Origin of the sequence: Metabacillus sp. YM-086 (assembly GCF_048059995.1) — a bacterium.
GTDB lineage: Bacteria > Bacillota > Bacilli > Bacillales > Bacillaceae > Metabacillus > Metabacillus litoralis_B.
In genome coordinates this window covers 12,626-36,005 of record NZ_JBLUOI010000038.1, presented here as the reverse complement: position 1 = coordinate 36,005, position 23,380 = coordinate 12,626, and the positions used below count along the sequence as shown (strand labels likewise).

17 protein-coding genes are annotated in these 23,380 nt (G+C 36.2%); 5 read left to right on the top strand and 12 right to left on the bottom strand.

Going from position 1 to position 23,380, the window contains the following annotated elements:
- Positions 1-5: 5 nt before the first annotated feature.
- Together ACEWK1_RS16215 and ppc are read right to left on the bottom strand one after the other, a co-directional pair.
- The gene (locus tag ACEWK1_RS16215; RefSeq protein WP_232273565.1) at positions 6-1,376 is read right to left on the bottom strand and encodes an NAD(P)-dependent oxidoreductase; all 1,371 of its coding nucleotides are present in this window, start codon (positions 1,374-1,376) and stop codon (positions 6-8) included.
- A gap of 388 nt (positions 1,377-1,764) precedes the next feature.
- Positions 1,765-4,527, bottom strand: a complete 2,763-nt coding sequence (gene ppc / locus ACEWK1_RS16210) for a phosphoenolpyruvate carboxylase (RefSeq protein WP_121660926.1) — start codon at positions 4,525-4,527, stop codon at positions 1,765-1,767.
- Positions 4,528-4,824: 297 nt separating this feature from the next.
- Here ppc and ACEWK1_RS16205 point away from each other — a divergent pair, with 297 nt between their 5' ends.
- On the top strand, positions 4,825-6,546 hold the full coding sequence (locus ACEWK1_RS16205; RefSeq protein WP_121660925.1) for a methyl-accepting chemotaxis protein: 1,722 nt from the start codon (positions 4,825-4,827) through the stop codon (positions 6,544-6,546).
- Positions 6,547-6,570: 24 nt separating this feature from the next.
- On the opposite strand, the gene ACEWK1_RS16200 is transcribed toward ACEWK1_RS16205, so the two are convergent.
- The 9 genes from ACEWK1_RS16200 to ACEWK1_RS16160 form a co-directional block, all read right to left on the bottom strand.
- Positions 6,571-7,347 (bottom strand): alpha/beta fold hydrolase, encoded by a 777-nt coding sequence (locus tag ACEWK1_RS16200; RefSeq protein WP_121660924.1) that lies wholly within the window; start codon positions 7,345-7,347, stop codon positions 6,571-6,573.
- Positions 7,348-7,482: 135 nt separating this feature from the next.
- Positions 7,483-9,687 carry a sensor histidine kinase gene (locus ACEWK1_RS16195; RefSeq protein ID WP_416636469.1) on the bottom strand — a complete coding sequence of 735 codons (2,205 nt, stop codon included), beginning with the start codon at positions 9,685-9,687 and terminating at the stop codon, positions 7,483-7,485.
- Positions 9,665-10,357, bottom strand: a complete 693-nt coding sequence (locus ACEWK1_RS16190; protein WP_121660922.1) for a response regulator transcription factor — start codon at positions 10,355-10,357, stop codon at positions 9,665-9,667. Before ACEWK1_RS16190 ends, ACEWK1_RS16195 begins: the two co-directional genes overlap by 23 nt.
- Positions 10,358-10,562: 205 nt before the next feature.
- Positions 10,563-11,603 carry a Gfo/Idh/MocA family protein gene (locus tag ACEWK1_RS16185; protein ID WP_212137241.1) on the bottom strand — a complete coding sequence of 347 codons (1,041 nt, stop codon included), beginning with the start codon at positions 11,601-11,603 and terminating at the stop codon, positions 10,563-10,565.
- A gap of 26 nt (positions 11,604-11,629) precedes the next feature.
- On the bottom strand, positions 11,630-12,451 hold the full coding sequence (locus ACEWK1_RS16180) for a carbohydrate ABC transporter permease (RefSeq protein ID WP_121660920.1): 822 nt from the start codon (positions 12,449-12,451) through the stop codon (positions 11,630-11,632).
- Entirely contained in the window at positions 12,448-13,392 is a 945-nt protein-coding gene (locus tag ACEWK1_RS16175) for a carbohydrate ABC transporter permease (RefSeq protein WP_121660919.1), read from the bottom strand. The genes ACEWK1_RS16180 and ACEWK1_RS16175 overlap by 4 nt, the downstream gene beginning before the upstream one ends.
- 49 nt (positions 13,393-13,441) lie before the next feature.
- Entirely contained in the window at positions 13,442-14,743 is a 1,302-nt protein-coding gene (locus ACEWK1_RS16170; RefSeq protein WP_121660918.1) for an ABC transporter substrate-binding protein, read from the bottom strand.
- Positions 14,744-14,774: 31 nt separating this feature from the next.
- Positions 14,775-15,539, bottom strand: coding sequence for a sugar phosphate isomerase/epimerase family protein (locus ACEWK1_RS16165; protein ID WP_121660917.1), 765 nt, complete (start codon positions 15,537-15,539; stop codon positions 14,775-14,777).
- Positions 15,540-15,646: 107 nt separating this feature from the next.
- A complete protein-coding gene (locus tag ACEWK1_RS16160) occupies positions 15,647-16,678 on the bottom strand; it encodes a LacI family DNA-binding transcriptional regulator (RefSeq protein ID WP_121660916.1) in 1,032 nt (343 codons plus the stop codon).
- A 345-nt stretch (positions 16,679-17,023) separates the two neighbouring features.
- Between ACEWK1_RS16160 and ACEWK1_RS16155 the strand changes: the two genes are divergently transcribed.
- The 4 genes from ACEWK1_RS16155 (at position 17,024) to ACEWK1_RS16140 (ending at position 21,176) form a co-directional block, all read left to right on the top strand.
- Positions 17,024-18,046 (top strand): LacI family DNA-binding transcriptional regulator, encoded by a 1,023-nt coding sequence (locus ACEWK1_RS16155; protein ID WP_121660915.1) that lies wholly within the window; start codon positions 17,024-17,026, stop codon positions 18,044-18,046.
- A gap of 107 nt (positions 18,047-18,153) precedes the next feature.
- Positions 18,154-19,314 (top strand): Gfo/Idh/MocA family protein, encoded by a 1,161-nt coding sequence (locus ACEWK1_RS16150; RefSeq protein ID WP_121660914.1) that lies wholly within the window; start codon positions 18,154-18,156, stop codon positions 19,312-19,314.
- A gap of 18 nt (positions 19,315-19,332) precedes the next feature.
- Complete coding sequence (locus tag ACEWK1_RS16145) at positions 19,333-20,070, top strand: ThuA domain-containing protein (RefSeq protein WP_212137237.1); 738 nt, start codon at positions 19,333-19,335, stop codon at positions 20,068-20,070.
- Positions 20,071-20,096: 26 nt separating this feature from the next.
- Positions 20,097-21,176 (top strand): Gfo/Idh/MocA family protein, encoded by a 1,080-nt coding sequence (locus ACEWK1_RS16140; RefSeq protein ID WP_251393664.1) that lies wholly within the window; start codon positions 20,097-20,099, stop codon positions 21,174-21,176.
- 1,054 nt (positions 21,177-22,230) lie between these two features.
- On the opposite strand, the gene ACEWK1_RS16135 is transcribed toward ACEWK1_RS16140, so the two are convergent.
- Complete coding sequence (locus ACEWK1_RS16135; protein ID WP_251393663.1) at positions 22,231-23,265, bottom strand: SepM family pheromone-processing serine protease; 1,035 nt, start codon at positions 23,263-23,265, stop codon at positions 22,231-22,233.
- Positions 23,266-23,380 lie beyond the last annotated feature (115 nt).

The following is a 23,380-nucleotide window of genomic DNA, read 5'->3' as shown; positions in this document are numbered from 1 at the left end:
CTTTACTATGCTGTTTCAACAGCTTCACTACCTAGCTTTTGATGAAGTTCATAGGCAGCTAATTTTCCTTGTTGTGCTGCCGACACAACCATGGCCTCACCTTGACCTTTCCCAAAAATAACATCACCACAAGCGAACACTTTTGGATTAGATGTTTGCTGTGAACCATTTGCAAGAATAACTACTCCAGCCTGATGTTCAACTTCTAGCTTTTCCAGCAATTGATTATGCCTCGATTGTCCGATTGCACGTATTACTGCGTCTACTTCCATAACATACTCAGACCCTTTAATCTCAACTGGATGTCTTCTGCCATCCTCACCTTTTTCAGATAACTCCATTTTGATACACTCTAGACCAATGACTTTTCCTGTTTCATCAGAAATAATTTTTTTTGGAGCAGTTAACCAACTAAATTCAACTCCATCCTGTTTAGCAAATTCAAACTCAAAATCATAGGCTGTCATTTCCTTTAAGGTACGACGATAAATAATTTTGACGTTTGCTGCACCTAACCTTACAGAACAGGTCGCTGCATCAATGGCCGTGTTACCAGCCCCAATAACTGCGACCTTCTTTCCAATCAGGTTCGTCGGTATCTCTGTTGATTTTGTTTCTTTCACAAAATTAATCGCATCGTAAACTCCAGTAGCCTCTTCTCCTTCTATATTTAATTTCGGAACCTGTGCCATTCCTGCTGCTAGAATGATAGAATCGTAAGTCCTGAGAAGCGCTTCTACAGAAACATCCGTACCGACCCTAGTGTTTGTTTTGATTTCTACATTCAGCTTTTTCACCTGATCAACTTCCCAATACGTAACATTTTGAGGTAGACGAAATGATACAATGCCATACGTGTTTAACCCTCCAGCCTTTTCCTCTGCCTCAAAAATGGTGACTTCATAGCCTAATCGAGCTAGCTCTCTAGCTGCTGATAGCCCTGCTGGACCACTTCCTATAATCGCTACACGTTTGCCATTTTTCTCCCCTTCTTGGAAAAGAATCTGTTCATTATGAATGGCCCAATCTGTTGCATACCTTTGTAGATTCCCTATCATGATTGGCTTAGTAGAATAATTCAGGACACATGCTCCCTCACATAGTTCCTCTGTTGGGCATACCCGAGCACAACTAGCGCCAACTGGATTTGATTGCATAATTGTCTTGGCAGAGCCTTTTAGATTCCCACTTGAGATTTTTTTAATAAAGGAAGGAATATCAATTTCCGTAGGACATGCCTTGATACAAGGAGCGTCATAACAGTATAAACATCGATTCGCTTCTTCCAAGGCTTCTCGATTTGAAAGTCCTTTTTCCACTTCTTCGAAATTTTGTTTTAGGTCAGTTAGCGAAATTTCTTTCCTTTCTCGATTCACCTATAGTCCCCCTTATCCACCACTTTTTCTATTATTAAGGAAACTTTTCTTTACACCATATTTAACGTAAAAAATATTAGTTACTCCTCACTCCTTTCTCTTTTCGTATTCATCATATATTGATTGTACTTTCTTAAATTTCGTTCGCCATCTTACAAAATGTTAAAACGTCCTATCTGTTTCTTTTGCATTTTGTAAGATTATTTTTCTTATCATCTTACTAGGTAACTAGAAACCATCAGTTTTTTGTAAGATTTTATAACAACTTAATATTTTTTTACGAAAATTGGCTTTATAGTATATATAGAATAAGAAGTTTTCAATAAAATTCTCCACAAAAAAAGACCGCCGATCTAATAAAGATCGACAGCCTTTTTTTAACAGTAAATCAACCTGTATTACGTAATCCAGCTGCAATTCCGCTGATTGTTAATAATACTTCTGTTAATAACTCTTCATTTGGTTGTTCTTGTTTACGAAGTTCCTTAATAAGCTCTACTTGTAAGAAGTTCAAAGGATCTACATATGGATTTCTGCGGTGTACAGATTCTTTAATATTTGGTGTATGATCTAATAACTCATCATCACCTGTAATTTGAAGAAGAATCGTTTTCGTTTTTTCATATTCTTCCACGATATTACCGAAAATACGATCAGCAATTTCCTGATCATTAACTAAAGATGTATATTCTTTAGCTGTTGTGATATCTGCTTTCATTAGAGCCATTTGCAGATTATCAATTGTAGAACGGAAGAAAGTCCATTCCTTGTACATACGTTGCAGAAGCTTTAAGTTATCTTCACTTTCTGAAGCAAAGCTTTCTAAACCTGTACCTGCCGCATACCATGCTGGTAGTAATTGACGACTTTGTGTCCATGCAAAAACCCATGGAATTGCACGTAAGTCTTCAAAACGATTACGGTCTTTACGCTTCATAGGACGTGAACCTATATTCAATTCAGCTAATTCGTTTAATGGTGTTGCTTCAATAAAATACGTTAGGAAATCTGGATCTTGGAACACAAGTGATTGATACTTTTTAAGAGAAACATTTGAAATCTCTTCCATTGCATCTTCCCAAACCTTTTCACGTAAATGTTGTTGCTCTGAATTCTTTGAAAGATTAACAGATGCTTCAAGCAATGTAGATGTTGCTTGTTCTAAGCTTCGGTAAGCAATATCCTCAATAAGATAGCGAGAAGAAAGCACTTCACCTTGTTCAGTTATCTTTACACCATCTCCTAATGTTTCAGCAGGCTGAGAAAGAATGCTTCGATTTAACGGACCGCCGCCACGACCTAGTGATCCACCACGTCCATGGAAGAATTTTAAACCAATATTATAAGTCTTTGCCATATCATGAATTTCTAGCTGAGCTTTGTAAAGCTTCCAGTTTGCTGTTACCGTTCCACCATCTTTACTTCCATCGGAATAACCAAGCATGATTTCTTGGGAATCTCCATGAATTTTCAGATGATTACGGTAAACATCCATGTTAAATAATGTTTCCATGATCTTCGGACCCGCAATTAAGTCATCTACTGTTTCAAGAAGTGGAGCAACATTTAAATGACTTTCCACTGACCCATCAGCATGAAGACGATATATACCTGCTTCTTTTGCAAGCACCAACACTTCAAGCAAATCACTTGCAGATTGAGTCATACTAATAAGATAAACAAGAATTGATTTTTTCCCAAATGTATCATGTGCCTTCTTGATCATTGTGAAAACTTTGATCATTTCTTGCGTTTCTTTTGAGTAATCTTCATTTAATAATAAAACAGGACGAGGATCTTTTAAAACACTCTCTAATGTTTTGATTTTTTCTTCCTCACTAAGAGCCGAATAATCCTCTGTTACTTTTACTTTACGCAATATTTCTGTAATGGCTGCTTCGTGCTCTCCACTATGGTTACGAATATCAAGTGTAGCTAAATGGAAGCCAAACAGTTGTACTTGACGAATAAACTTTTTCAACATCTTTAACTCACGTTTTGCAGGCTGATGTGTATCTACACTACGTTGAATAAGATATAAATCCTCTAGAAGTTCTTCAGATGCTTTGTATCCGATATCTGATTTTCCTACTTCTTCAAGGCGCGCTAATATAATAGCAATTTTTCGACGATATACTTCTGTTTCAACAGGCCACTTTTTATCATTTGTTAAGTATGTTTGTTCTTCTTTCTCTACATTTGATAGAAGTTCTTCACTAACTTGAACGCGTGTACTTGAGTGACTAAAGCGCTTCATTACTTCTACTAATGATTCTTTATATTTCTTTAGAACTAATTCACGATGACTTTCTAATGTTTCCCACGTTACTTCAGGTGTTACATTCGGGTTACCATCACGGTCTCCACCGATCCATGATCCAAAGCGAAGGAAGTTCGGTACATCCCAGTTATGTCCTGGGAATTGTTCAGACAGACCTTCTTCTAAGTCTTGATGAATCTCAGGAAGTACATCAAAAAATGTTTGTTCAAAATAATATAGGCCGTTGCGTACTTCATCCATTACTGTTGGTTTACGATGACGAAGTTCGTCTGTTTGCCATAGAATCGTTACTTCATTTAATAAGCTATCCTCAAGCTGTTTACGTTCTTTATTAGTCAGCATATTATTATCTAAGCTTTTCAATATATTACCGATTCGCTTTTGAATTTCGATAACTGAGCGCTTTGTTGCTTCTGTTGGATGCGCTGTAATGATTAACTCTAATGATAACGTGTTCAATACATTTTGAATGGTATTCTCATCAATTTCATTATCCTTTAATGATAGGATGGCACTTTCAATTGATGCTGGTTGAACAACATGATCATCTTGGAGCTGATATTCACGACGGCGACGAATTCGGTGATTAGATTCTGCGGCATTAATTAGATGGAAATAAATTGAAAAGGCGCGAATAACTTGTTTTCGCATTGGTGTATCTAGGTTTAAAATTTCTTCTTTTAGTTCCTTATATGTTTGCTCGTCAAAGTTATTTCGAAGTGATTTCGCCATCATCCTTAGCTTTTCAACTTTATCAAGTAGCTCCGTTCCTCCATGATGAACGATAATTTCTCCCAGAATATGTCCTAATGATTTCACATCACGACGCAACGGAAGACTGCTGTCATTTATTTCAGTTCTTGCTGTCATTATGTCACCTTCCCTTAGAATTTATTATTCTATTAAATTTTAAGATAATTCTATCATATCATCTTTCGCATGAAATTTCATTAAAAATGTTCGGAATCGATATCTATATGAGATTAATCATATGATTTTAATCTTATTTACATATCATTTTTAGAAAGAAAGCGCCTTCTATTAGTATATGTCATTTTTTGTCGATTGATAAGGATGTTTTTTTTTTCCAAAAAACGGTATGATCCTTTTGTTAGGTCTTTTTTCCTGATAGCTATTGAATAATATACTATTTTGCGAGGTTCAAACATGTTGAAAAGTATAAAAATCAAAATATTACTTATTTTTTCACTAATCTTAATTTTATCATCGGTTTTAATTGGCTTTATCACCTTTAGTTCTACTTCCGAAATTGTGTCTGAGGTCATTACAAGTCAAGCATCTGGTATCGCAAACCAAGCTGTTGAAATAATTGATCTAAATAAATACGAGCAATTAGTAAGTAGTAACAAAGAAACAGATTATTATTATGAGCTTAGAGAGCAATTAAATGAAATCCGCGAAGCAAATGGAGTTGAATACTTATATACGATTAATCGTGTAAAAAACGATAAAGGGTATGACTATGTATACATTGCTGATGGCATGCCAGTTGGTCATGAAGATGAGTCACAATTTTTAGAAGTTGAAGAAGACATAAGTGAGTTTCCAAGTACAATGAAAGTGTTTGAATCAGGTAAGACCGAAATAGAAATGGGTGTATCAGAAGAATACGGCGCACTTGCAACAGCCTATATCCCAATTAAAAACAGTAATGGAGAAATAATCAGTGTGTTAGGTGTAGATCTTGATGTTTCGAACTTTTATGATTCTCTTGCAACTGAAAAAAGAAACACATTAATGATCTCAGCTATTATCTTATTCATTAGTTTAGCTATACTGTATTTTTTTACATCTTCTATAACAAAGCCTATAAAAAAATTAACATTACAAGTTAAGCAAATGGGAAATGGAGATTTTTCAAACCGTTTTGTTAGTAAACGAAAGGATGAAATCGGTATTCTTTCTAGTGCTCTTCAGCAAATGTCTGAGGACATTCGAAGTGTAATTGAGAGTATCCATCGAAATTCTGTTCAGCTAGCAAAATCAAGTACGACTCTTCAATCAATAACGAATGAAACAAAACAAGCTAGTGACCAAATTGCCTTAACGATGGAAACTGTATCTGATAAGTCTACATCTCAATTTCATAGTTTAAATGAAAGTGCAAAGGTTATTGAAGAATTAGCTGTTGGTGTGACACAAATTGCTGAAGCTGCATCAAAGACTTCAGACCTATCTTATAAAACAGTAAATGATGTTGAGAACGGAAAGAATTCAATTAATAGCTTAACTACACAAATGAATACAATCGAGAAATCGGTTCATCATTCGGCTGGTTTAATCGAAACCTTAAAAAATCACTCTGATGAAATTACTTCTATTATTACTCTTATAAAAGAAATTTCTGCACAAACGAATTTGCTTGCTTTAAATGCAGCAATTGAAGCTGCAAGAGCAGGTGAAGCAGGAAAAGGGTTTGCTGTTGTTGCAAATGAGGTACGAAAATTAGCTGAACAAACAGAGCACTCTACAAGTGGAATTCAACAGATTTTAGATAAAATTGATAAAGATACAACAGAAACAGTTGTAGCCATGGACACCGTTATCCATGATGTAAAAAACGGATTACAGTCTGTAGACATAGCAAGCAATGTTTTCTCCGACATTCTTTCTTCTGTTAATGGAATGTCTCAGCAGGTGATTGAAGTCACAACAACTGCTGAACAAATGACCGCATCAACTGAAGAAGTGAGTGCATCAGCGTTAGAAGCCTCAAACATAGCTGAAGGAACGGCAGTTAGCACACAAGAAACAGTACAGCTAACGACCAAACAACAAGAGCTTATGACAGATGTTTCTGCAACAATTGAAAGTATTAGCTCTATGTCTAATGAATTAAACAATTTAGTTACTAAATTTAAACTTTAATAAAAACAAAAATGCTTAACATGTTCATACGATGTTAAGCATTTTTTGTTGCCTCATTTTTTCCATTGTATGATGAACTAAAAAGTTCTCGTATATATCCCTAAAACAATTTGGCCTGAACAAGTTTGCAGCATGACCAGCATGCTTTATTTCCTTATAAATTACGTGAGGAATAATACTTTTCAGGTCAGTTAACGTGGATTTATACAAGCTATCATACTCACCCATCACCCATAACACCGGAGTCGTTACTCTCTCTAAATGGCTTCTCAAATCATAATTCAGCCGATGCCAGATAGCATTCTTTAAAATTTGTTCATCAAGCTTTAACCCGAACTTATAGTAGATTCTTTTAGAAATAGCCGAATAAAGATCGAGTATGCTTTCTGTAGGATAAATATCATTAGAATATTTTTTCAGCCATGTATCGTAATCTTCATCACGAGTATCCCAATAAAATCTAAGAACATCTAATAGCTTGGAAGGTGCATTATAATGTCCGCCTATGAAGCACAAGCTTTTCACTCGCTCTTTCCATTTGTTTGCGAATATAGCACTTGGATAACAACTATAGCTCAAGGAACAAATATGGGCTTCCTTTATGCCATTTGCATCATAAAACGCTTCTAATTGCTTTACTAAATTATCCAGAGTAAAGTGAACATGTTTACCTATATGTTCTCCATGACCAAGTAAATCATATGTATATGTATGATAATCCTGATTGAAGTACTCTATTTGTTTCTTAAAAGCGCGCTTTGAGCCAGTTAAGCCATGTATAAAGATGATACTTTCCTTCATATAGCACCTCCAAAACACATTTAGAAAAAAGTGGGTACTTAAATTTTAATATGTGAATGTAAAGAAAATGTAAGTGACCAGTTAAAGTATTGTAAGGAAAAATAATAGTCAGCCCCCTTTGGAGCTGACTTTTCACTATTCTATGTTTTCTAAAACAATGGTAACTTTAAACAAATCACCATCAACGTCAATATCTAAATGTCCTTCATGTAAATCAATAATCGATTTGGCAATCGCAAGTCCTAATCCTGATCCATCTGTATGACGTGAAGTATCTCCTCGCTTAAAACGTTCAAATAACTCATCCACATCATCACTAAGCTCATATTTTGAGATGTTTTTAAAGCTAATAATGATTTGACTATTGTCCACTTTAATAGCTATATAAGCACGAGTATGCTCTAATGAATATTTAATAATGTTACCAATTAAATTATCAAATACCCTCCAAAGCTTTTGTCCGTCGATTAAAGCATAAACAGGTGAATCTGGATTTGTAATTCGAAATTGGATTGTAGAAGCTTGAATCGTTTCATTATATTCTGCCAGTGATTGTTGAAGAAGTTGAACAATATCCACCTTCGTTTTTGATAGTTCAATATTGCCGCTTGCCATTTTCGATGCTTCAAATAAATCGTCAATTAACACTTTTAATCTTTTAGATTTTCGATCAATGATTTCAATATATGTGCTGCGTTCATCTTCAGTTAACTCAGGGTTTTTCAACAACTCTGAATACGTAATAATGGAAGTTAAAGGTGTTCTTAAATCATGACTAACATTTGTAATGAGTTCAGTTTTTAGCCTCTCACTTTTCGCTTGCGCTTTTTGTGAGGTTTTTACTCCATGCTTCATTGTATTAATATCTTCCGCTAGTTTTGCAAGTACGGATTTCCCAACTACTTTTAAATCAGGTTCAAATTGACCAGAGGCGAGAGCATGTGCATTGCGGGTAATTTTATTAAAGTATCCAACTTTTCTTACGATCAATATAAAAACAGGAATACCAATAATGAAAAATGCAGGAACATATGCAATCATAAATTCAGGTTCAATAAAGATTGGACCTGCTCCAAGACCAAACAGATAAACAAACCCTAAAATGAGTAATACTTGAGTTCCAACGCGACGGTTATAAAAAGCTTCTCTTATGATTTTTAAGAATCGCGCAGTCATTGTTTTTCTTAGGATTTCTCTGTTTTTAGATAAATCTTTTACAATTGGATATAAGAAAATCAATTGAATTATTGTTAATCCAAGAAATACACTCATGATAAAGAGTTGATTTAATACATCTCTAAACGTGTAATAATTGTATAAATTAGGAAAGTCCGTAATGAATACTAGAGAGATTAATAATGTAATTCCAGTGAGAGTAACTGCTAGATCAAGTGGAAGTTTATTATAAATTTCCCGTGATTTATGAGAGCTTATTTTATTTAAAATTTGAATTTTTCTACCTATGAATAAACTAGCAAAAAGTGCCACAATTGCCCCAATTGTATAGATCCAAAATAACTTTCTTTGCTGATCATACTGCTTATATGAAACCATTATGGCATTAGAACTTGAAACTCCTTCTCGCAGACCAATTTTCCCTTCATATAAAGAATTTGCTTGATCATGAGAGATAAGATCTTCGTATCCATATATAAAGGAAAGCTCAGCTATATCTAAATAGCCGTTATTCTTTGAAGGATATTGATCAATATGAAGCATTTTATCTGATGAAATGTACTTATCTACTTCTGCTTGATCCTTTGTAGGTAGATTTGTAAAAACCTCACCAGTGGATGTGTTTACTAGAAAATAAGAAAAAGCCTCATCATAAACGCGAAAATCCTGCCGGTATGTAGCCAGCTCTTTATAGTACTCATCTACTCTTTGTTCTTTTTCTTTTCTAATTTTTTCTTCAACGTACTCATCACTTTCAAAATTTTTCGTAATGTCCGCTATTTTTGCATCTCTTTCTTTAATATACAAATTTGCTTGATCTTGATTATTATTAGCCTGTGCTTCTTGAATCCTTGATACATATTGTTCCTCTATGCTACTAATCTGTTCGGACAATTCACCATACATGAAACGATACTCATCTATCTCTTCCTTTGATACGGTAATAGCCTCTTTCATATCTTCTTTTGATTGATAATCCATTTCAAACGCATGTAGATAGCTGGCATAAGCGCCCACCGTATCTCTATATTGCGAGGTTTTAAAATAGCTTGTTTTCATATAGTCTTGATCATTTAATAGTGCTGTTAAAACACCACTTACTCCAAAAGTAAATAAAACAAGCCATAAGATTAGAATGATCCTATTTTTCCATTTTGTATCCAATGCCCCATACCACCTTTAAATATCTAGGATTTTTAGGGTCGATTTCAATTTTTTCTCTAATTTTACGAATATGCACAGCCACGGTATTTTCCGCATTATAGCAAGGCTCCTGCCATACCTTTTCATAAATTTCAGAAATAGAAAACACTCGACCAGCGTTTACCATTAATAGTTCGACAATTTTATATTCAATTGGAGTCAGTTTTACCGCTTCTCCATTTACAGTCACTTCTTTTGCTTCTTGATCGATCATTAAACCATTAAGATCAATTAATTGATTTCTTCCTTCAAAATGACCTAGTTTTACATATCTTCTAAGCTGTGACTTCACTCTTGCGATAAGCTCGAGAGGGTTAAACGGCTTTGTTACATAGTCGTCAGCCCCTACCTGTAATCCTAAGATTTTGTCAGTGTCCTCACTTTTAGCACTTAAAATAATAATCGGGATATTTTTCTTTTCACGAATTTTAAACGTTGCAGAAATTCCGTCCATTCTTGGCATCATAATGTCTAAAACAATTAAATGAACTTCGTTTTCCTCTAAACACTCAATCGCCTCAACGCCATCCTTTGCCAATAACACAGTCATGCCTTCATTTCTCAAATATATTTCAATTGCCTCACGTATTTCTTTATCATCATCTACTACTAAAACGGTATAATTATTCATCCTTCTATCCTCCTTTCCAAAGTATACCATGTGTTATCTGCTAGGGATGTACTCAGTATAAGCAAAAGTTCTTAACATTAAGGTGGGGAAAATATGAAGAAATTCTTAAGAATTAGATATAGTTAATTTTAGGTAGCTTTTTACGAAGGGCTCTAAACAAAAAATAAGTGAGTCATATAGAATAGACTCACTTAACAACGGCTGCTTATACTACAGGTATTTTATTTATCATCACTACTTTTTTTGTTTCATTAGCTTCAAGTGCTGCTAAAATTACCTCAAGTGACTTTTTCCCTTCTTCCCCATTTATAAGGGGGGCTTTTTTATTCAGGATAGAGTCTATAAAGTGATCAATAACATGTGTATTCGTTTGACCACCTTCATCATTCGTTTGTATTTTATCTAGTTGATGCTTCACAACTTCACCATTATTATATTGAACAATTAGTGAATGATCTGGATCATCCTCTAATCTTAAAACAGCATTTTCAGCGTAAATGACTGTAGAATTGTCTCCACCAGCTACATATGACCAGCTAGCTGTTAATGTTCCAATAACACCAGATTCCATTTTCAAAATAGCTATCGCATTATCATCTACCAGTGTATCTTCTTTTGCAGATGTTTCAACAAATGCACTTACCTCCGCAACATCTCCTAATAAATAGCGAATTAAATCTGATTTATGGACACCCAAATCTCCTAGTGCACCAATGAATGCCCGTTCTTTATCAAAAAACCAACTATTCCTTCCATCAATACTCCATCTCTCCGGTCCCGGATGTCCAAAAGTTGTTCGAAAACTATAAATTTTTCCAAGCTCACCACTTTCTATTATTTGTCTTGCTTTTTGGTGAGAAGATACAAAGCGTTGATTATGTGCAATCATTAATGTTTTGTTATTCTTCTCTGCAGCTTCTATCATTTCTTCTGCTTCTTTTCTGGACGTTGCCATAGGTTTTTCACAAAGAACATTTTTTCCAGCATTTAAAGCAGCAATTGAAACAGGAGCGTGTAGATCATTTGGTAAACAAACACTTATCACATCTACCTCCGCAAGTTGAACGACTTTCTCATATTGTGTAAAAGCCTGTGCTTCATATTTTTCAGCCATCTCTACTGCTCGCGATTCCACAATGTCACACACTGCTATGATTTCGACATTATCATTATTTGCATACTCAACTAAATGACGTCTTCTTGCAATACTTCCACAACCAATTACAGCTACTTTTATCTTTGACATGGTTTTTCATCCCCCAATAATTTGTTTTATCCTTTCACTGCCCCACCTGCTAATCCTTTTACAACTTTCTCTTGTGAGAAAAGGTAAACAACAAGAATTGGTAAGCTTGCTAGTGTTAAGGCGGCCATAAGACCAGGTATATTTACTGAGAATTCTCCTCTAAAGTCTTGTAAGCCTAATGGTAATGTCATGTTTTCTGGGCTTGAAATTAGAACGAGGGCAAAAATAAACTCATTCCATAAGTGGATAAAGTTATAGATTAACACTGTCATTAACGCAGGTGTTAACATCGGCAAGATTACTCTCCAGAAGATTCCAAAATGGTTACAGCCATCCATCTTCGCAGCTTCCTCTAATGACTTGGGAATTTCTTGCATAAACTGAGTCAAAATGAAAATTGAGATTGGGAGACTAAAAGCGATATATGGTCCTAATAAAGCCCATACTGTATCAAAAACCCCCATGCTTTGTGTGAGCTTAAAAATTGGAATAAGAGTAGCATGAATAGGCAGCATCATACCTGATATAAATAGTAGGAATAATACTTTGTTCAACTTAAATTTCATTCTACTTAAAGGATAACTCGCTAACGCTGCTACTAGCATTACCACAAAAACAGCTACTACAGACACCAAAATACTATTTAAAAAATATCGTGTTAACCCCATTTCAAAAACGGATCGAAAGTTTTCAAAATTAAATGATGAAAATAGCGCAAATGGCTCCTCAAAGAATTGACTTCGTGACTTGAGTGAAGTTGAAATCATATAGATGAAAGGAAAACCAGTGAAGACTAACAACATAATGGCAATGATATAGAGAGGTACTTTTTTTAATCCCATTGTCATATTCCGTAGGCTCCTTTCTTTTTACGTAAATGATCCATTACCTGAATAATAATCGTAACGAATAAGGCTAAGAAGAACATAATAAAGGCAATAGCACTAGCATAGCCCATATTGAAGTTGATAAAAGCCTGTTTAAACATATACGTTCCTAATAGTTCCGTTCCGTGGTTAGGCCCTCCACCTGTCATAATATAGAAGATATCAAATGCTTTTAACGAACCTACAATTGCTAGAATTGAAGAGCTTACAATTGTTGGCATCAGGAGAGGTAATGTAATCTGAAAAAACTTTTGGAAAGAACTTGCACCATCAATTTCAGCAGCTTCATATAATTCATCCGGTATTCCAACAATGGCTGCTTTAAAAAGAATCATATAAAACGGAGAGAATTGCCAAACAATAACCAATAATACAGCAAATAATGCTGTATTTGTTTCACTTAGCCATGAAACATTTTCAAATCCAAATACATTAATGATACTATTGATTATCCCATTTATTGGATCAAACATTAAAACCCATAACAAACCGATTGCTACTGTTGACATAAGAAATGGAAAGAAATAAACACTGCTAAAGAATTTAATTCCTTTTATTGGTGCAAATAACATAAGTGCCATAATTAACCCAAGAGGAATTTGAGCAAATACCGAGGTTAACACTACCCATGTATTATTTGTGAGGGCTCTCCAAAAAATTGCGTCTTTAAAAAGGTCAACATAATTTTGTAATCCTATAAATACTCCTACTCCCATTCCGTCCCATTTATAAAAACTGTACATGAGGGTAGACATAATAGGGAACAAAACATAGACTGCATAAATAATAATGGCAGGGGCGACAAACGCACTAATAGTTAAGGCGCTTTTTATTTTCTTTTGTGTACGTGATACTTTTTTGACTACCGTCCTATTTTCAGCCACTTTTATATGTGTATCCATTTCAGCCACTCCTTTTTTACAATAAGAGGGGAAATCCCCCCTTACCGCACTACTCTAAAAGCTCTTTTGCTTTTTCTTCCATTTTCTTTGCAGCATCTTCAGGTGTCATATCTAGCCCAAATACAGCTTGAGTCGTGTCTTTGTGTAATTCTGCTAATTCAGGTGGAAGAGTTTGATCATACGGCATTTGTAAATGAGTTGCTTGTTCTACCACTTCATAAAAACGTTTTGTAAATTCATCAGCTGGAACAACATCTTTCACACCTGTTAATGAGCCAGTGCGATCTGTGTAATTTTGCGCTGTTTCTTTGCTTGTTAGTTCATTAACTAACTCAGCAGCTAAGTCAGGGTTTTCACTGTTTTGTGCAACTGACCAAACAGGTCCGGTTGCTGCCCCAACATGTGTTTCGTTCCCTTTACCTCCAGGAATAGTTGGGAATAAGAAAAAGTCTAACTTTTCCTCGAATTCAGGAGCCTCTTGTCTTACGTTATTTAAGAATGAGATTGTCATATCCATCATCGCTGCTTGACCAGTATACATTAACTGACGCCCTTGACCTTCATCATACGGTACACCGTTAAATCCTGGATTAAACGCGTCTCTTTCTACCAATTCTTGAATATACTTTCCTGCCTCAACATAAGCTGGGTCATCAAAGCCTCTACCCTCTCTATTAAAAGCACTCTCAAACAGTTCAGGCCCAGCAATTCTACTTGCAAAGTTCATTAAATAATAAGCTCCGGGCCATTTTGTTTGGTTTGTTAATGCAATAGGAATAATTTCGTTTTCTTTTAGTGTATCGATCACATTTAACCATTCATCATAAGTTTTTGGTGCTTTTAGACCGTACTTATCAAATAACTCTTTATTATAGAAAACAACATCAATTGAAAGACTTAATGGCTGACCGTAAACCTTGCCGTCAAATGTAGCATTGTTCAAAGCCAGTTCATTAAAGTGAGATTTATCTGTTGTTTCTGTGATATCATATACCTTCCCCTGGTCCACAAAGTTCTTCAGCCATCCTCCACCCCAACTATGGAATACATCTGGTGCGTCATTTCCAGACATAGCAACAGATAACTTTTGCTTGTATGCATCATTTGGAATTTGAAGAACCTTTACATCTACGTCAGGATGCTTTTCCTTGAATCGTTCAACTGCTTCTTCATAAACTGCCTCTTTTTCCCCTGTATCAATATGCCAGAATTCAAGTGTCTTTTTCCCTCCGTTAGACTTACTCTCACCAGAATCAGATGTTGCCTGTTCTGTAGAGCCACCACCATTAAGTCCACATGCAGTTAGAAACAAAACAGTCATTATCGTTAAAACAGAAAGTAATTTTTTCATTCTTCCATCCCCTTTGTTTTCGTTTTCAACTTTAAACTGTTATTAATTGTTTTTCTTTCAAAAAATCCATACTGATTTCGATGCTCTCAAAAGGTGTTCTTCTTGATCTGTCCTGCTCAACAACAAACCACTCCACACCTGAACTCATCCCCTGATTAAGTACCCCTTCTACATTAACCCCACCAGTTCCTAATTCCGCAAAAAACTTCTCCCCATCTGTCGTCATGTCCTTAAGATGAACAAGTGGTGTTCTTCCTTCATAACGTTTTAACCAATGAACTGGGTCTTCACCAGCTTTTGTTAACCAGTAGACATCAAACTCAGCCTTTACCCATTCAGGATTTGTTTCATCTAGAAGTATTTCTAAAGGCTTTTTACCATTATCTAGGTCAACTAATTCAAAATCATGATTATGATAAGAAAGTGTAATTCCTTCCTCGTGACATTTTCGACCAATTTCATTTAAAATTGGAATAAGTTCATAGTAAGCTTCTTTTGTTCTTCTTTCAGCTGGAAGGACAGGGCACGCTACGTGTCGACTACCTATTGTTTGTTGAAATTCAATGACCCTAGCTAATTCATTTTCTAGAACAGATAATTGAACATGACTAGAACTTGCTTTTAACCCTAAGCGATCAAGTTCCTGTCTCAATTGCTTTGACGTTAATCCTCCATATCCAGCAAACTCTACCCCTTGATATCCAAGCTTTGCAACTTTCTCTAATGTTCCAATAAAATCTTTTTCAGTTTCTTCACGCAGTGTGAATAATTGTAAGCTAAATAGAGTATTTGACATAGAAAAGTCCTCCTTTTTCAACCACAAATGTAACCGGTTACAAATATCCATTCAATCTTCATGTAACTTAAGCTATTCACCTCCCTTAATTTGTAATCGGTTACATTTTATGTGCTGATTTTTTCATTTATTACCTTTTCTTTACCTTTTCCACCACAAGAATCTCTCACAATTAATTCACAATCTAATATATATTGTGACTTAATAATCGGCTTTCCTTGAATTTGCTGTAATAGTAATTTCATAGACTTTTGTCCCATTTCAAAAAGGGGTTGTGCAACTGTCGTTATAGCTGGATCAAATTTTGATGAAAATGCTATATTATCGAATCCCACAATAGCGATATCTCTAGGAACATTAAGTCCAAATTCTTTTACTGCTTTTACTGCCCCCATAGCCATTTCATCATTTGCAGCAAAAATAGCTGTAGGTGTTTTCTCAATTGCCATGAACTTCAACATTTGATTATAGCCAGATTCAAAAGTGAAATCTCCCTCTTGAACTAGCATATTCCGAACTTCTAAATTATTTTGCATCAGCGCTTGTTTATAACCTTTATATCGACCTTTAGAAATTCCAAATTGCAAGGGCCCTGTTATATGAGCAATTTCTTTATGACCTAGTCTAATGAGATGTTCAACAGCTTCGCGACTACTACTAACATTGTCGATTGATACAGATGGTACCTTTAACCCCTCAATATATGCTGTAGCTAGAACAAGAGGATATTCTTCACTCAAAGACTTTATATCGTTTGAATCCATCCTTTCTGATAATAAAATCATACCGTCTGTTTGCCTTTTCTTTAGTAGTTCAACTAAGTCATATTCGTTTTCAACTTTTCTATTTGTATTCCCTAGTAAAACCCGATATCCATGTCTTGAGGCTTCGTATTCTATTCCCTCAATAATACCTGAAAAAACAGTATTCATAATACTTGGTACAACTACTAGAATAATATTTGTTTCATTTCTACGAAACTGGCGAGCTAGCATATTTGGTTTATAATTTAACTCATCAATTACACTCAGTACTTTCTTTCTCGTTGCTTCTTTTACAGTTTCTGGATTATGCAGGACCCTAGAAACTGTTGCGACTGACACATTTGCTAATTTTGCTACATCACGCATTTTTACCATGTACCATTCTCCCTGGAGATGACTTTTCATGTTCGATCGGCATTTTTTGTAACCGATTACATTTCCAAGTATAAAACCTACCGCTCTATATTTCAACACCAATTACCAAAATAGGTAATAAAACCCATAAACGAAGAAAAAACCTCCATACAAAGTATGAAGGCTCCTCAAGTTTTTCATATAGAAAGTATCAGGGGGGATACTGTCTTTTGCTATTTACCCCAATTAAAACATGTTAAACCTAATATTCAAATTTTTTTCATTTTATTTTTTATCTCTTGGTTTTCATTGACATTTTCCTTAAAAACAGAGAAAATGAACGCGTGTACATAATATTTACGGGGGGTGAATAAATTAGCTAATAGAAAAGATGTTGCAAGATTAGCAGGTGTTTCTGAAGCCACTGTTTCACGGGTCTTTAACAACATAGCTCCATTGAAAGAAGAAACGAAGAAAAAAGTGCTGAAAGCTGCAAAAGAGCTTCACTACCACCCTAATGTTATTGCACAAAATTTTGCAAAAGGAAAAAGCAACAATATAGGAGTAATTGTTCCTTATTTACCTAAGGTTAACTTAATGTCCACCCACTATTTTTCAGAGTTAGTTAGTGGAATTGGGGCAAAACTAGGAGAATCTGGTTATGGCTTACTCTTATTATTTCAAACTCCTGAACAACCAAAAGATTACATTCAGCTTTTTCAATCTCAACGAGTAGACGGCTGCATTATTCTAGGGGCTAAAAATACTCCAAATGATATTACAGCTCTTAATAATCTACATGAACATCATTTGCCATATTGTTTAATTAATCAAACTTTTTCAGAACAACCCTTTCACTTTATTGATGGAGATCATGTAGATGGAAGTTATCAAGCAACAACTTCTTTACTCAACAAAGGATTTGAAAGAGTTATCTTTTTAAATGGTTCAAAAGAGTTTTCAAATAGTCTTGATCGACTTGAAGGCTATAGGAAAGCATTACGAGATAAAGACATACCATTTAATAAGGACCTTATTTTTGAAGGAAATTATAGTCGTAAAAGTGGCTATAAGCTTGCTGAGCAAATTTACCCTATCCTGCAAACATCAAAGGCAATCTTTGCAGCAAATGATCGTATGGCTATTGGACTAATGCAGGGCTTGAATGAACGAGGTTTACTAGCTTCAAAGGATTATTTTATTATCGGCTACGATAACTCAGAAATTTCGAGAATGACCTCTCCCCCATTAAGTACCGTAAATGTACCTTTATATGAAATGGGGCAACTGGCTGCAGAAAAGGTACTAAACTGTATTTTGCATGGTGACAATGAAAAAACAAGTTTGAAGCTGCCTGTCACTTTAATTGAAAGAGAATCCTCACTATAACACTAGTGTCATATAAACATATTCTCCTCCATTCACCACGGAAATGACACTAATCGTGATCAACGTAATAACTTGTTTTCTACCAAACTTTGAAAAGGGGAAATGTTATGAAGACAGTAAAAGTTGGGATGATTGGTTACAAGTTTATGGGGAAGGCACATAGTCATGCTTATCGTGATCTTCCTCTTTTCTTTCCAAATAGAATCCAGCCAGAAATGAAGGTAATCTGTGGACGCAATCCTGAAGGTATCGCTCAAGCAGCAAAACAATTCGGCTGGGAGGAATATACAACAGACTGGAAAACACTAATTGAACGAAGCGATCTTGATTTAATAGATATTAATGCACCTAGTGATGTACATAAAGAAATAACCATTGCTGCAGCTAAAGCAGGAAAACATGTTTTCTGCGAAAAACCGTTAGCGCTTACATTAAAAGATTCTCGTGAAATGCTTGAGGTTGTTGAAGCAGAAGGTGTTAAGCATATGGTCGGCTTTAACTATCGTTTTGCTCCAGCTGTTATGCTTGCAAAAAAATTAATAGATGAAGGCAAATTAGGTGATATCTATCATTATCGTGCTTGGTTTTTACAAGATTGGCTGGTTGATCCTACCTTCCCTCTTGCCTGGAGACTTCAAAAAGATATAGCCGGCTCAGGTTCACATGGAGATTTAGGAGCACACTTAATTGATTTAGCTCACTACCTAATTGGTGACATGACAGAAGTAATCGGAATGAGTGAAACATTTATTAAAGAAAGACCTCTCCCGACAAATACATCTGGCCTATCCTCAAAAGGTGAAACTCAGACTGAAAAAGGAAAGGTCACGGTTGATGATGCAACCTTGTTTATGACACGTTTTGCAAATGGGGCATTAGGCAGCTTTGAAGCGACTCGTTACGGCACAGGTCATCGTTGTACAAATTCCTTTGAAATCAACGGAAGCAAAGGCAGTGTTATCTTTGATTTTGAACGAATGAATGAATTACAAGTCTACTTCACTGAAGACAGAGATGATGTACAGGGGTTCCGACGTGTGTTAGCAACAGATCCTCCCCATGCTTATGCAGAGAACTGGTGGCCACCTGGACATACAATTGGTTATGAACATACATTTATCCATGAAATAGTAGAGCTAATGGATGCAATTAAGGAAGACCGTCAGCCTGTTCCAAATTTTCATGACGGTGTGAAATGTCAACAAGTTCTAGAGGCTGTTGATTTATCAATTGAAAAACGACAATGGATAACCGTTTCGGAAGTTTAATAGAGAGGAGAAAAAAGAATGAGTGAAAAAAACGCTTTAATTGTTTGGGGAGGCTGGGATGGACATGAACCTGAGCAAGTTGCTCAAATTTTTAAAACCATTCTCGAAGAAGAAAACTTCTCGGTAGAAGTATCTTCCTCCCTTGAATCTTACGCAGATCCAGAAAAATTAAAATCCTTCGACTTAATTGTTCCACACTGGACAATGGGTGAAATAGATAAGAAATATGTTCTCAATATTTCAGATGCTGTTATTAGCGGTGTTGGCTTAGCCGGTTGTCATGGTGGAATGTGTGATTCTTTTCGCAATAATGTTGACTGGCAGTTTATGACAGGTGGAAATTGGGTTGCACACCCAGGTAATGATGGTGTTGAATATATGGTCAACATTAAGCATTCAACAAGTCCTCTTTTAGAAGGCCTTTCTGATTTTAAAGTAGTAAGTGAACAGTATTATCTTCATGTAGACCCTGCTGTTGAAGTACTAGCTACAACACGTTTTCCAGTTGTTGATGGTCCCCACGCAACAAACAAAGCAGTAGATATGCCAGTTGTTTGGACAAAACGTTGGGGACAAGGAAATGTGTTTTATAATTCATTAGGCCATAAAGCTAATATAGTCTCCATGCCAGAGGTTACTCATATCATGAGAAAAGGTTTCTTATGGGCTGCTGATGGTAAACAACGTGCTGAAGAGTTGGTTTTGTCTAGCAATGGAATTAGTCGTAAATACACTGGAATGGGTGACAGTCAATAGTCTTAATAACTCTGGAGGGTGTCTATATGAAAAAGCTAAAAATCGGAATAATCGGCTGTGGTAATATCAGCTCCATTTATCTGGAAAACTGTCAAAAGTTTGAGCATCTTGACCTTATCGCTTGTGCAGATTTAGATCAGGAGCGTGCCAAATCACAAGCAGCAAAATTCGGGATTCCTCATGCTTATTCTGTTGAAGAGTTACTGAATGACCCTGAGATCCAATTAGTGATAAATTTAACGATCCCGAAAGCTCATGCCTCAGTCTGTATGAAAGTACTCGAGGCTGGTAAGCATGTGTATACAGAAAAACCACTTAGCATAACTCGTGAAGAAGGTAAGCAAATTTTAGAAACAGCAAAGAAAAACAATCTCTTAGTTGGAAGTGCTCCTGATACCTTTTTAGGAGGAGGCATTCAAACAAGCATCTCTCTTATTGAAAAAGGAGAAATCGGCACTCCGATTGGAGCCTCTGCCTTTATGATTAGCCGTGGCCACGAACATTGGCATCCAGATCCTGGATTTTACTATGATGTTGGAGGTGGCCCAATGTTTGACATGGGGCCGTACTATTTAACTACACTAGTATCTCTGTTGGGACCGATTAAGCGAATTTCTGGATCAGCCCGAATTAGCTATTCCGAACGAATCATAACAAGTGAACCAAAATCTGGTGAAAAGCTGACAGTTAAAACACCAACTCATATTTCCGGTGTTTTAGATTTTGCATCTGGTGCTGTTGCAACTCTTACGACAAGTTTCGATGCGATGGGTGGCACCTCCCTTCCCCCAATTGAAATATACGGGAGTGAAGGTACCCTGCTTGTTCCTGATCCAAATACATTTGGCGGGCCAGTGCGCATTAGAAAACGTGGTGAAAAAGAATTCGTTGATATACCTGTAACATCTGATTATATCGATAACAGCCGAGGGTTAGGTGTAGCTGACATGGCAAAAGCCATTTTACATGGAGGTAAGTTCCGCGCCAATGGAGATTTAGCTTATCATGTGTTAGAAGCTATGCATGGATTCCACGATTCATCTAGCAACAGTACTCATTATATAATGGAAAGCACTTGTGAGCGGCCTGAATTGTTGCATCTTTAGTGTTATAGTTGTAAGTTGTACTGAACGAGGACGCTCTGACAATAGTTAGAGCGTTTTCTTCTGTTTATAGGCAGAGGATTTGACGAACCTACTCGTAAGCGACGCGACCTTCACGCATTTTGACTTGACCTCTGGTCTTTTTGACGTGACTTTTTGCGCTTTTGACTTAACCAAACGTATTTTTGACGTGACAATTCGTAAGTGACGTGACTAACAAGCATTTTGACGCGACAACTAGTCTTTTTGACGGGACTTGTTGCGATTTTGACTTAACCACATGTATTTTTGACGCGACAACTCGAACGTGACGTGATTAACACGCAATTTGACTTGACTTCTGGTCTTTTTGACGGGACTTGTTGAGGTTTTGACTTAACCACAGGCATTTTTGACGCGACCACTCGTAAGCGACGCGACCTTCACGCATTTTGACTTGACCTCTGGTCTTTTTGACGTGACTTGTTGCGGTTTTGACTTAACCAAATGTATTTTTGACGCTACAACTCGTACGTGACGTGATCAACACGCAATTTGACTTGACTTCCGGTCTTTTTGACGTGACTTTTTGCGGTTTTGACTTAACCAAACGTATTTTTGACGCGACCACTCGTAAGCGACGCGACCGACACGCATTTTGACTTGACCTCTGGTCTTTTTGACGTGACTTTTTACGGATTTGACTTAACCATACGTATTTTTGACGCGACTACTCGTAAGCGACGCGACCGACACGCATTTTGACTTGACCTCTGGTCTTTTTGACATGACTTTTTGCAATTTTGACTTAACCTCTTGTCTTTTCGACGGGACTTTTTACGGATTTGACTTAACCATACGTATTTTTGACGCGACAACTCGTAACTGACGCGACCTTCACGCAATTTGACTTAACCTCTAGTCTTTTTGACATGACTTTTTGCGGTTTTGACTTAACCAAATCCCTTTTTGACGCGACAACTCGTAACTGACGCGACCAACACGCAATTCGACTTGTACTCTAATTTTAAAAACTAAAAGAAAGAAGCCCAAACCAGGCTTCTTCCACAAAACATATTTAACTCTTCTCCTCTAGTCCCTCTAAATATTCAACAGCTTCAGACAAGGTTGCTACTGGCACAACTTCTACCTCATAGTCATTCTTCTCGACTTCTGCTATAACCTCTTTTTCATTTTGATCATAAGAAGTGATGTCTTTCGGTGCAAAGAAGATGTCAGCTCCGTCTTCATAGGCTGCTGTAATTTTATGAGAAATCCCGCCTATTTGTCCTACGTTTCCGTTATGATCAATTGTCCCAGTTCCGGCAATTTTATAACCTTTAGTTAAGTCTTCAGCTATTAGCTGATTGAGGATTTCCAAGGAAAACATTAGACCTGCTGAAGGACCGCCAATATCATCACTTTCAATTTTAACCTCTCTAGGGACGGTTGCTGTAAAATCTTCCTCTGGGGCAATACCAATTCCCACTTTATTAGTTGATGGGTCCAGTTTCACCATTTCTACTGTTTTCTTTATTTCTTCTCCTCCGCGAGTGATTGTTAGTGTAGCTTGATCACCCTCTTTTTTATTTTGTTCTATATACGAAATAAATTCAGTTGCCTCATACATTTTTTTACCATCGATACTTGTGATGACATCTCCTACTTGAAGAACATTTTTTGCTGGAGAGTCTGCCAAAATTGCACTAACAAAAATTCCATGATAATCAATCTCAACCTCTTCTCCAGCTTGTTTAAAACCAGCAACTAGCGCATTTTGCTTAGAATTCTTCATCATAAATTCGAGTAATCTATTATACTCCTGATCTGTTAAATCCCCTTTAACATCCTCTTCCTTTACAATATCAGTATGCGGAGCTACTAGCCCATAAGCCAATATGTATGGATTCATTGCCTTGATCGACAAAATTGTCGTTAAATGAAAGCTTCCATCTTCCTTAGTGTACCCATCCTCTACCTTAATTTTTGGCTGCAACGCTTCGATCGAACCTGGTTGGTAAAGGTAGTAAGGCGTTGGAATAAAAGCCACAATAATTAATAAAAGCATAAGTAGAAGGGGGATTTTTAAATTAAACTTTTTATGTTTTACCATATATGTACTCTCCTCAGGTAGTTATGACTTACGTGCCTTGTTGGTTATGAATTCATGTTACCTTCATTATATTCTTTTCTCAATTAACTTGCATAAAAAAGAGACCTTTCCTAAT

Bases quoted from the DNA above. Each gene is read 5' to 3' on its own strand.
- ppc (WP_121660926.1), bottom strand. From the start codon at position 4,527: ATGACAGCAAGAACTGAAATAAATGACAGCAGTCTTCCGTTGCGTCGT.
- ACEWK1_RS16205 (WP_121660925.1), top strand. From the start codon at position 4,825: ATGTTGAAAAGTATAAAAATCAAAATATTACTTATTTTTTCACTAATC.
- ACEWK1_RS16200 (WP_121660924.1), bottom strand. From the start codon at position 7,347: ATGAAGGAAAGTATCATCTTTATACATGGCTTAACTGGCTCAAAGCGC.
- ACEWK1_RS16190 (WP_121660922.1), bottom strand. From the start codon at position 10,357: ATGAATAATTATACCGTTTTAGTAGTAGATGATGATAAAGAAATACGT.
- ACEWK1_RS16185 (WP_212137241.1), bottom strand. From the start codon at position 11,603: ATGTCAAAGATAAAAGTAGCTGTAATTGGTTGTGGAAGTATTGCAAGA.
- ACEWK1_RS16180 (WP_121660920.1), bottom strand. From the start codon at position 12,451: ATGACAATGGGATTAAAAAAAGTACCTCTCTATATCATTGCCATTATG.
- ACEWK1_RS16175 (WP_121660919.1), bottom strand. From the start codon at position 13,392: ATGGATACACATATAAAAGTGGCTGAAAATAGGACGGTAGTCAAAAAA.
- ACEWK1_RS16170 (WP_121660918.1), bottom strand. From the start codon at position 14,743: ATGAAAAAATTACTTTCTGTTTTAACGATAATGACTGTTTTGTTTCTA.
- ACEWK1_RS16165 (WP_121660917.1), bottom strand. From the start codon at position 15,539: ATGTCAAATACTCTATTTAGCTTACAATTATTCACACTGCGTGAAGAA.
- ACEWK1_RS16160 (WP_121660916.1), bottom strand. From the start codon at position 16,678: ATGGTAAAAATGCGTGATGTAGCAAAATTAGCAAATGTGTCAGTCGCA.
- ACEWK1_RS16150 (WP_121660914.1), top strand. From the start codon at position 18,154: ATGAAGACAGTAAAAGTTGGGATGATTGGTTACAAGTTTATGGGGAAG.
- ACEWK1_RS16145 (WP_212137237.1), top strand. From the start codon at position 19,333: ATGAGTGAAAAAAACGCTTTAATTGTTTGGGGAGGCTGGGATGGACAT.
- ACEWK1_RS16140 (WP_251393664.1), top strand. From the start codon at position 20,097: ATGAAAAAGCTAAAAATCGGAATAATCGGCTGTGGTAATATCAGCTCC.
- ACEWK1_RS16135 (WP_251393663.1), bottom strand. From the start codon at position 23,265: ATGGTAAAACATAAAAAGTTTAATTTAAAAATCCCCCTTCTACTTATG.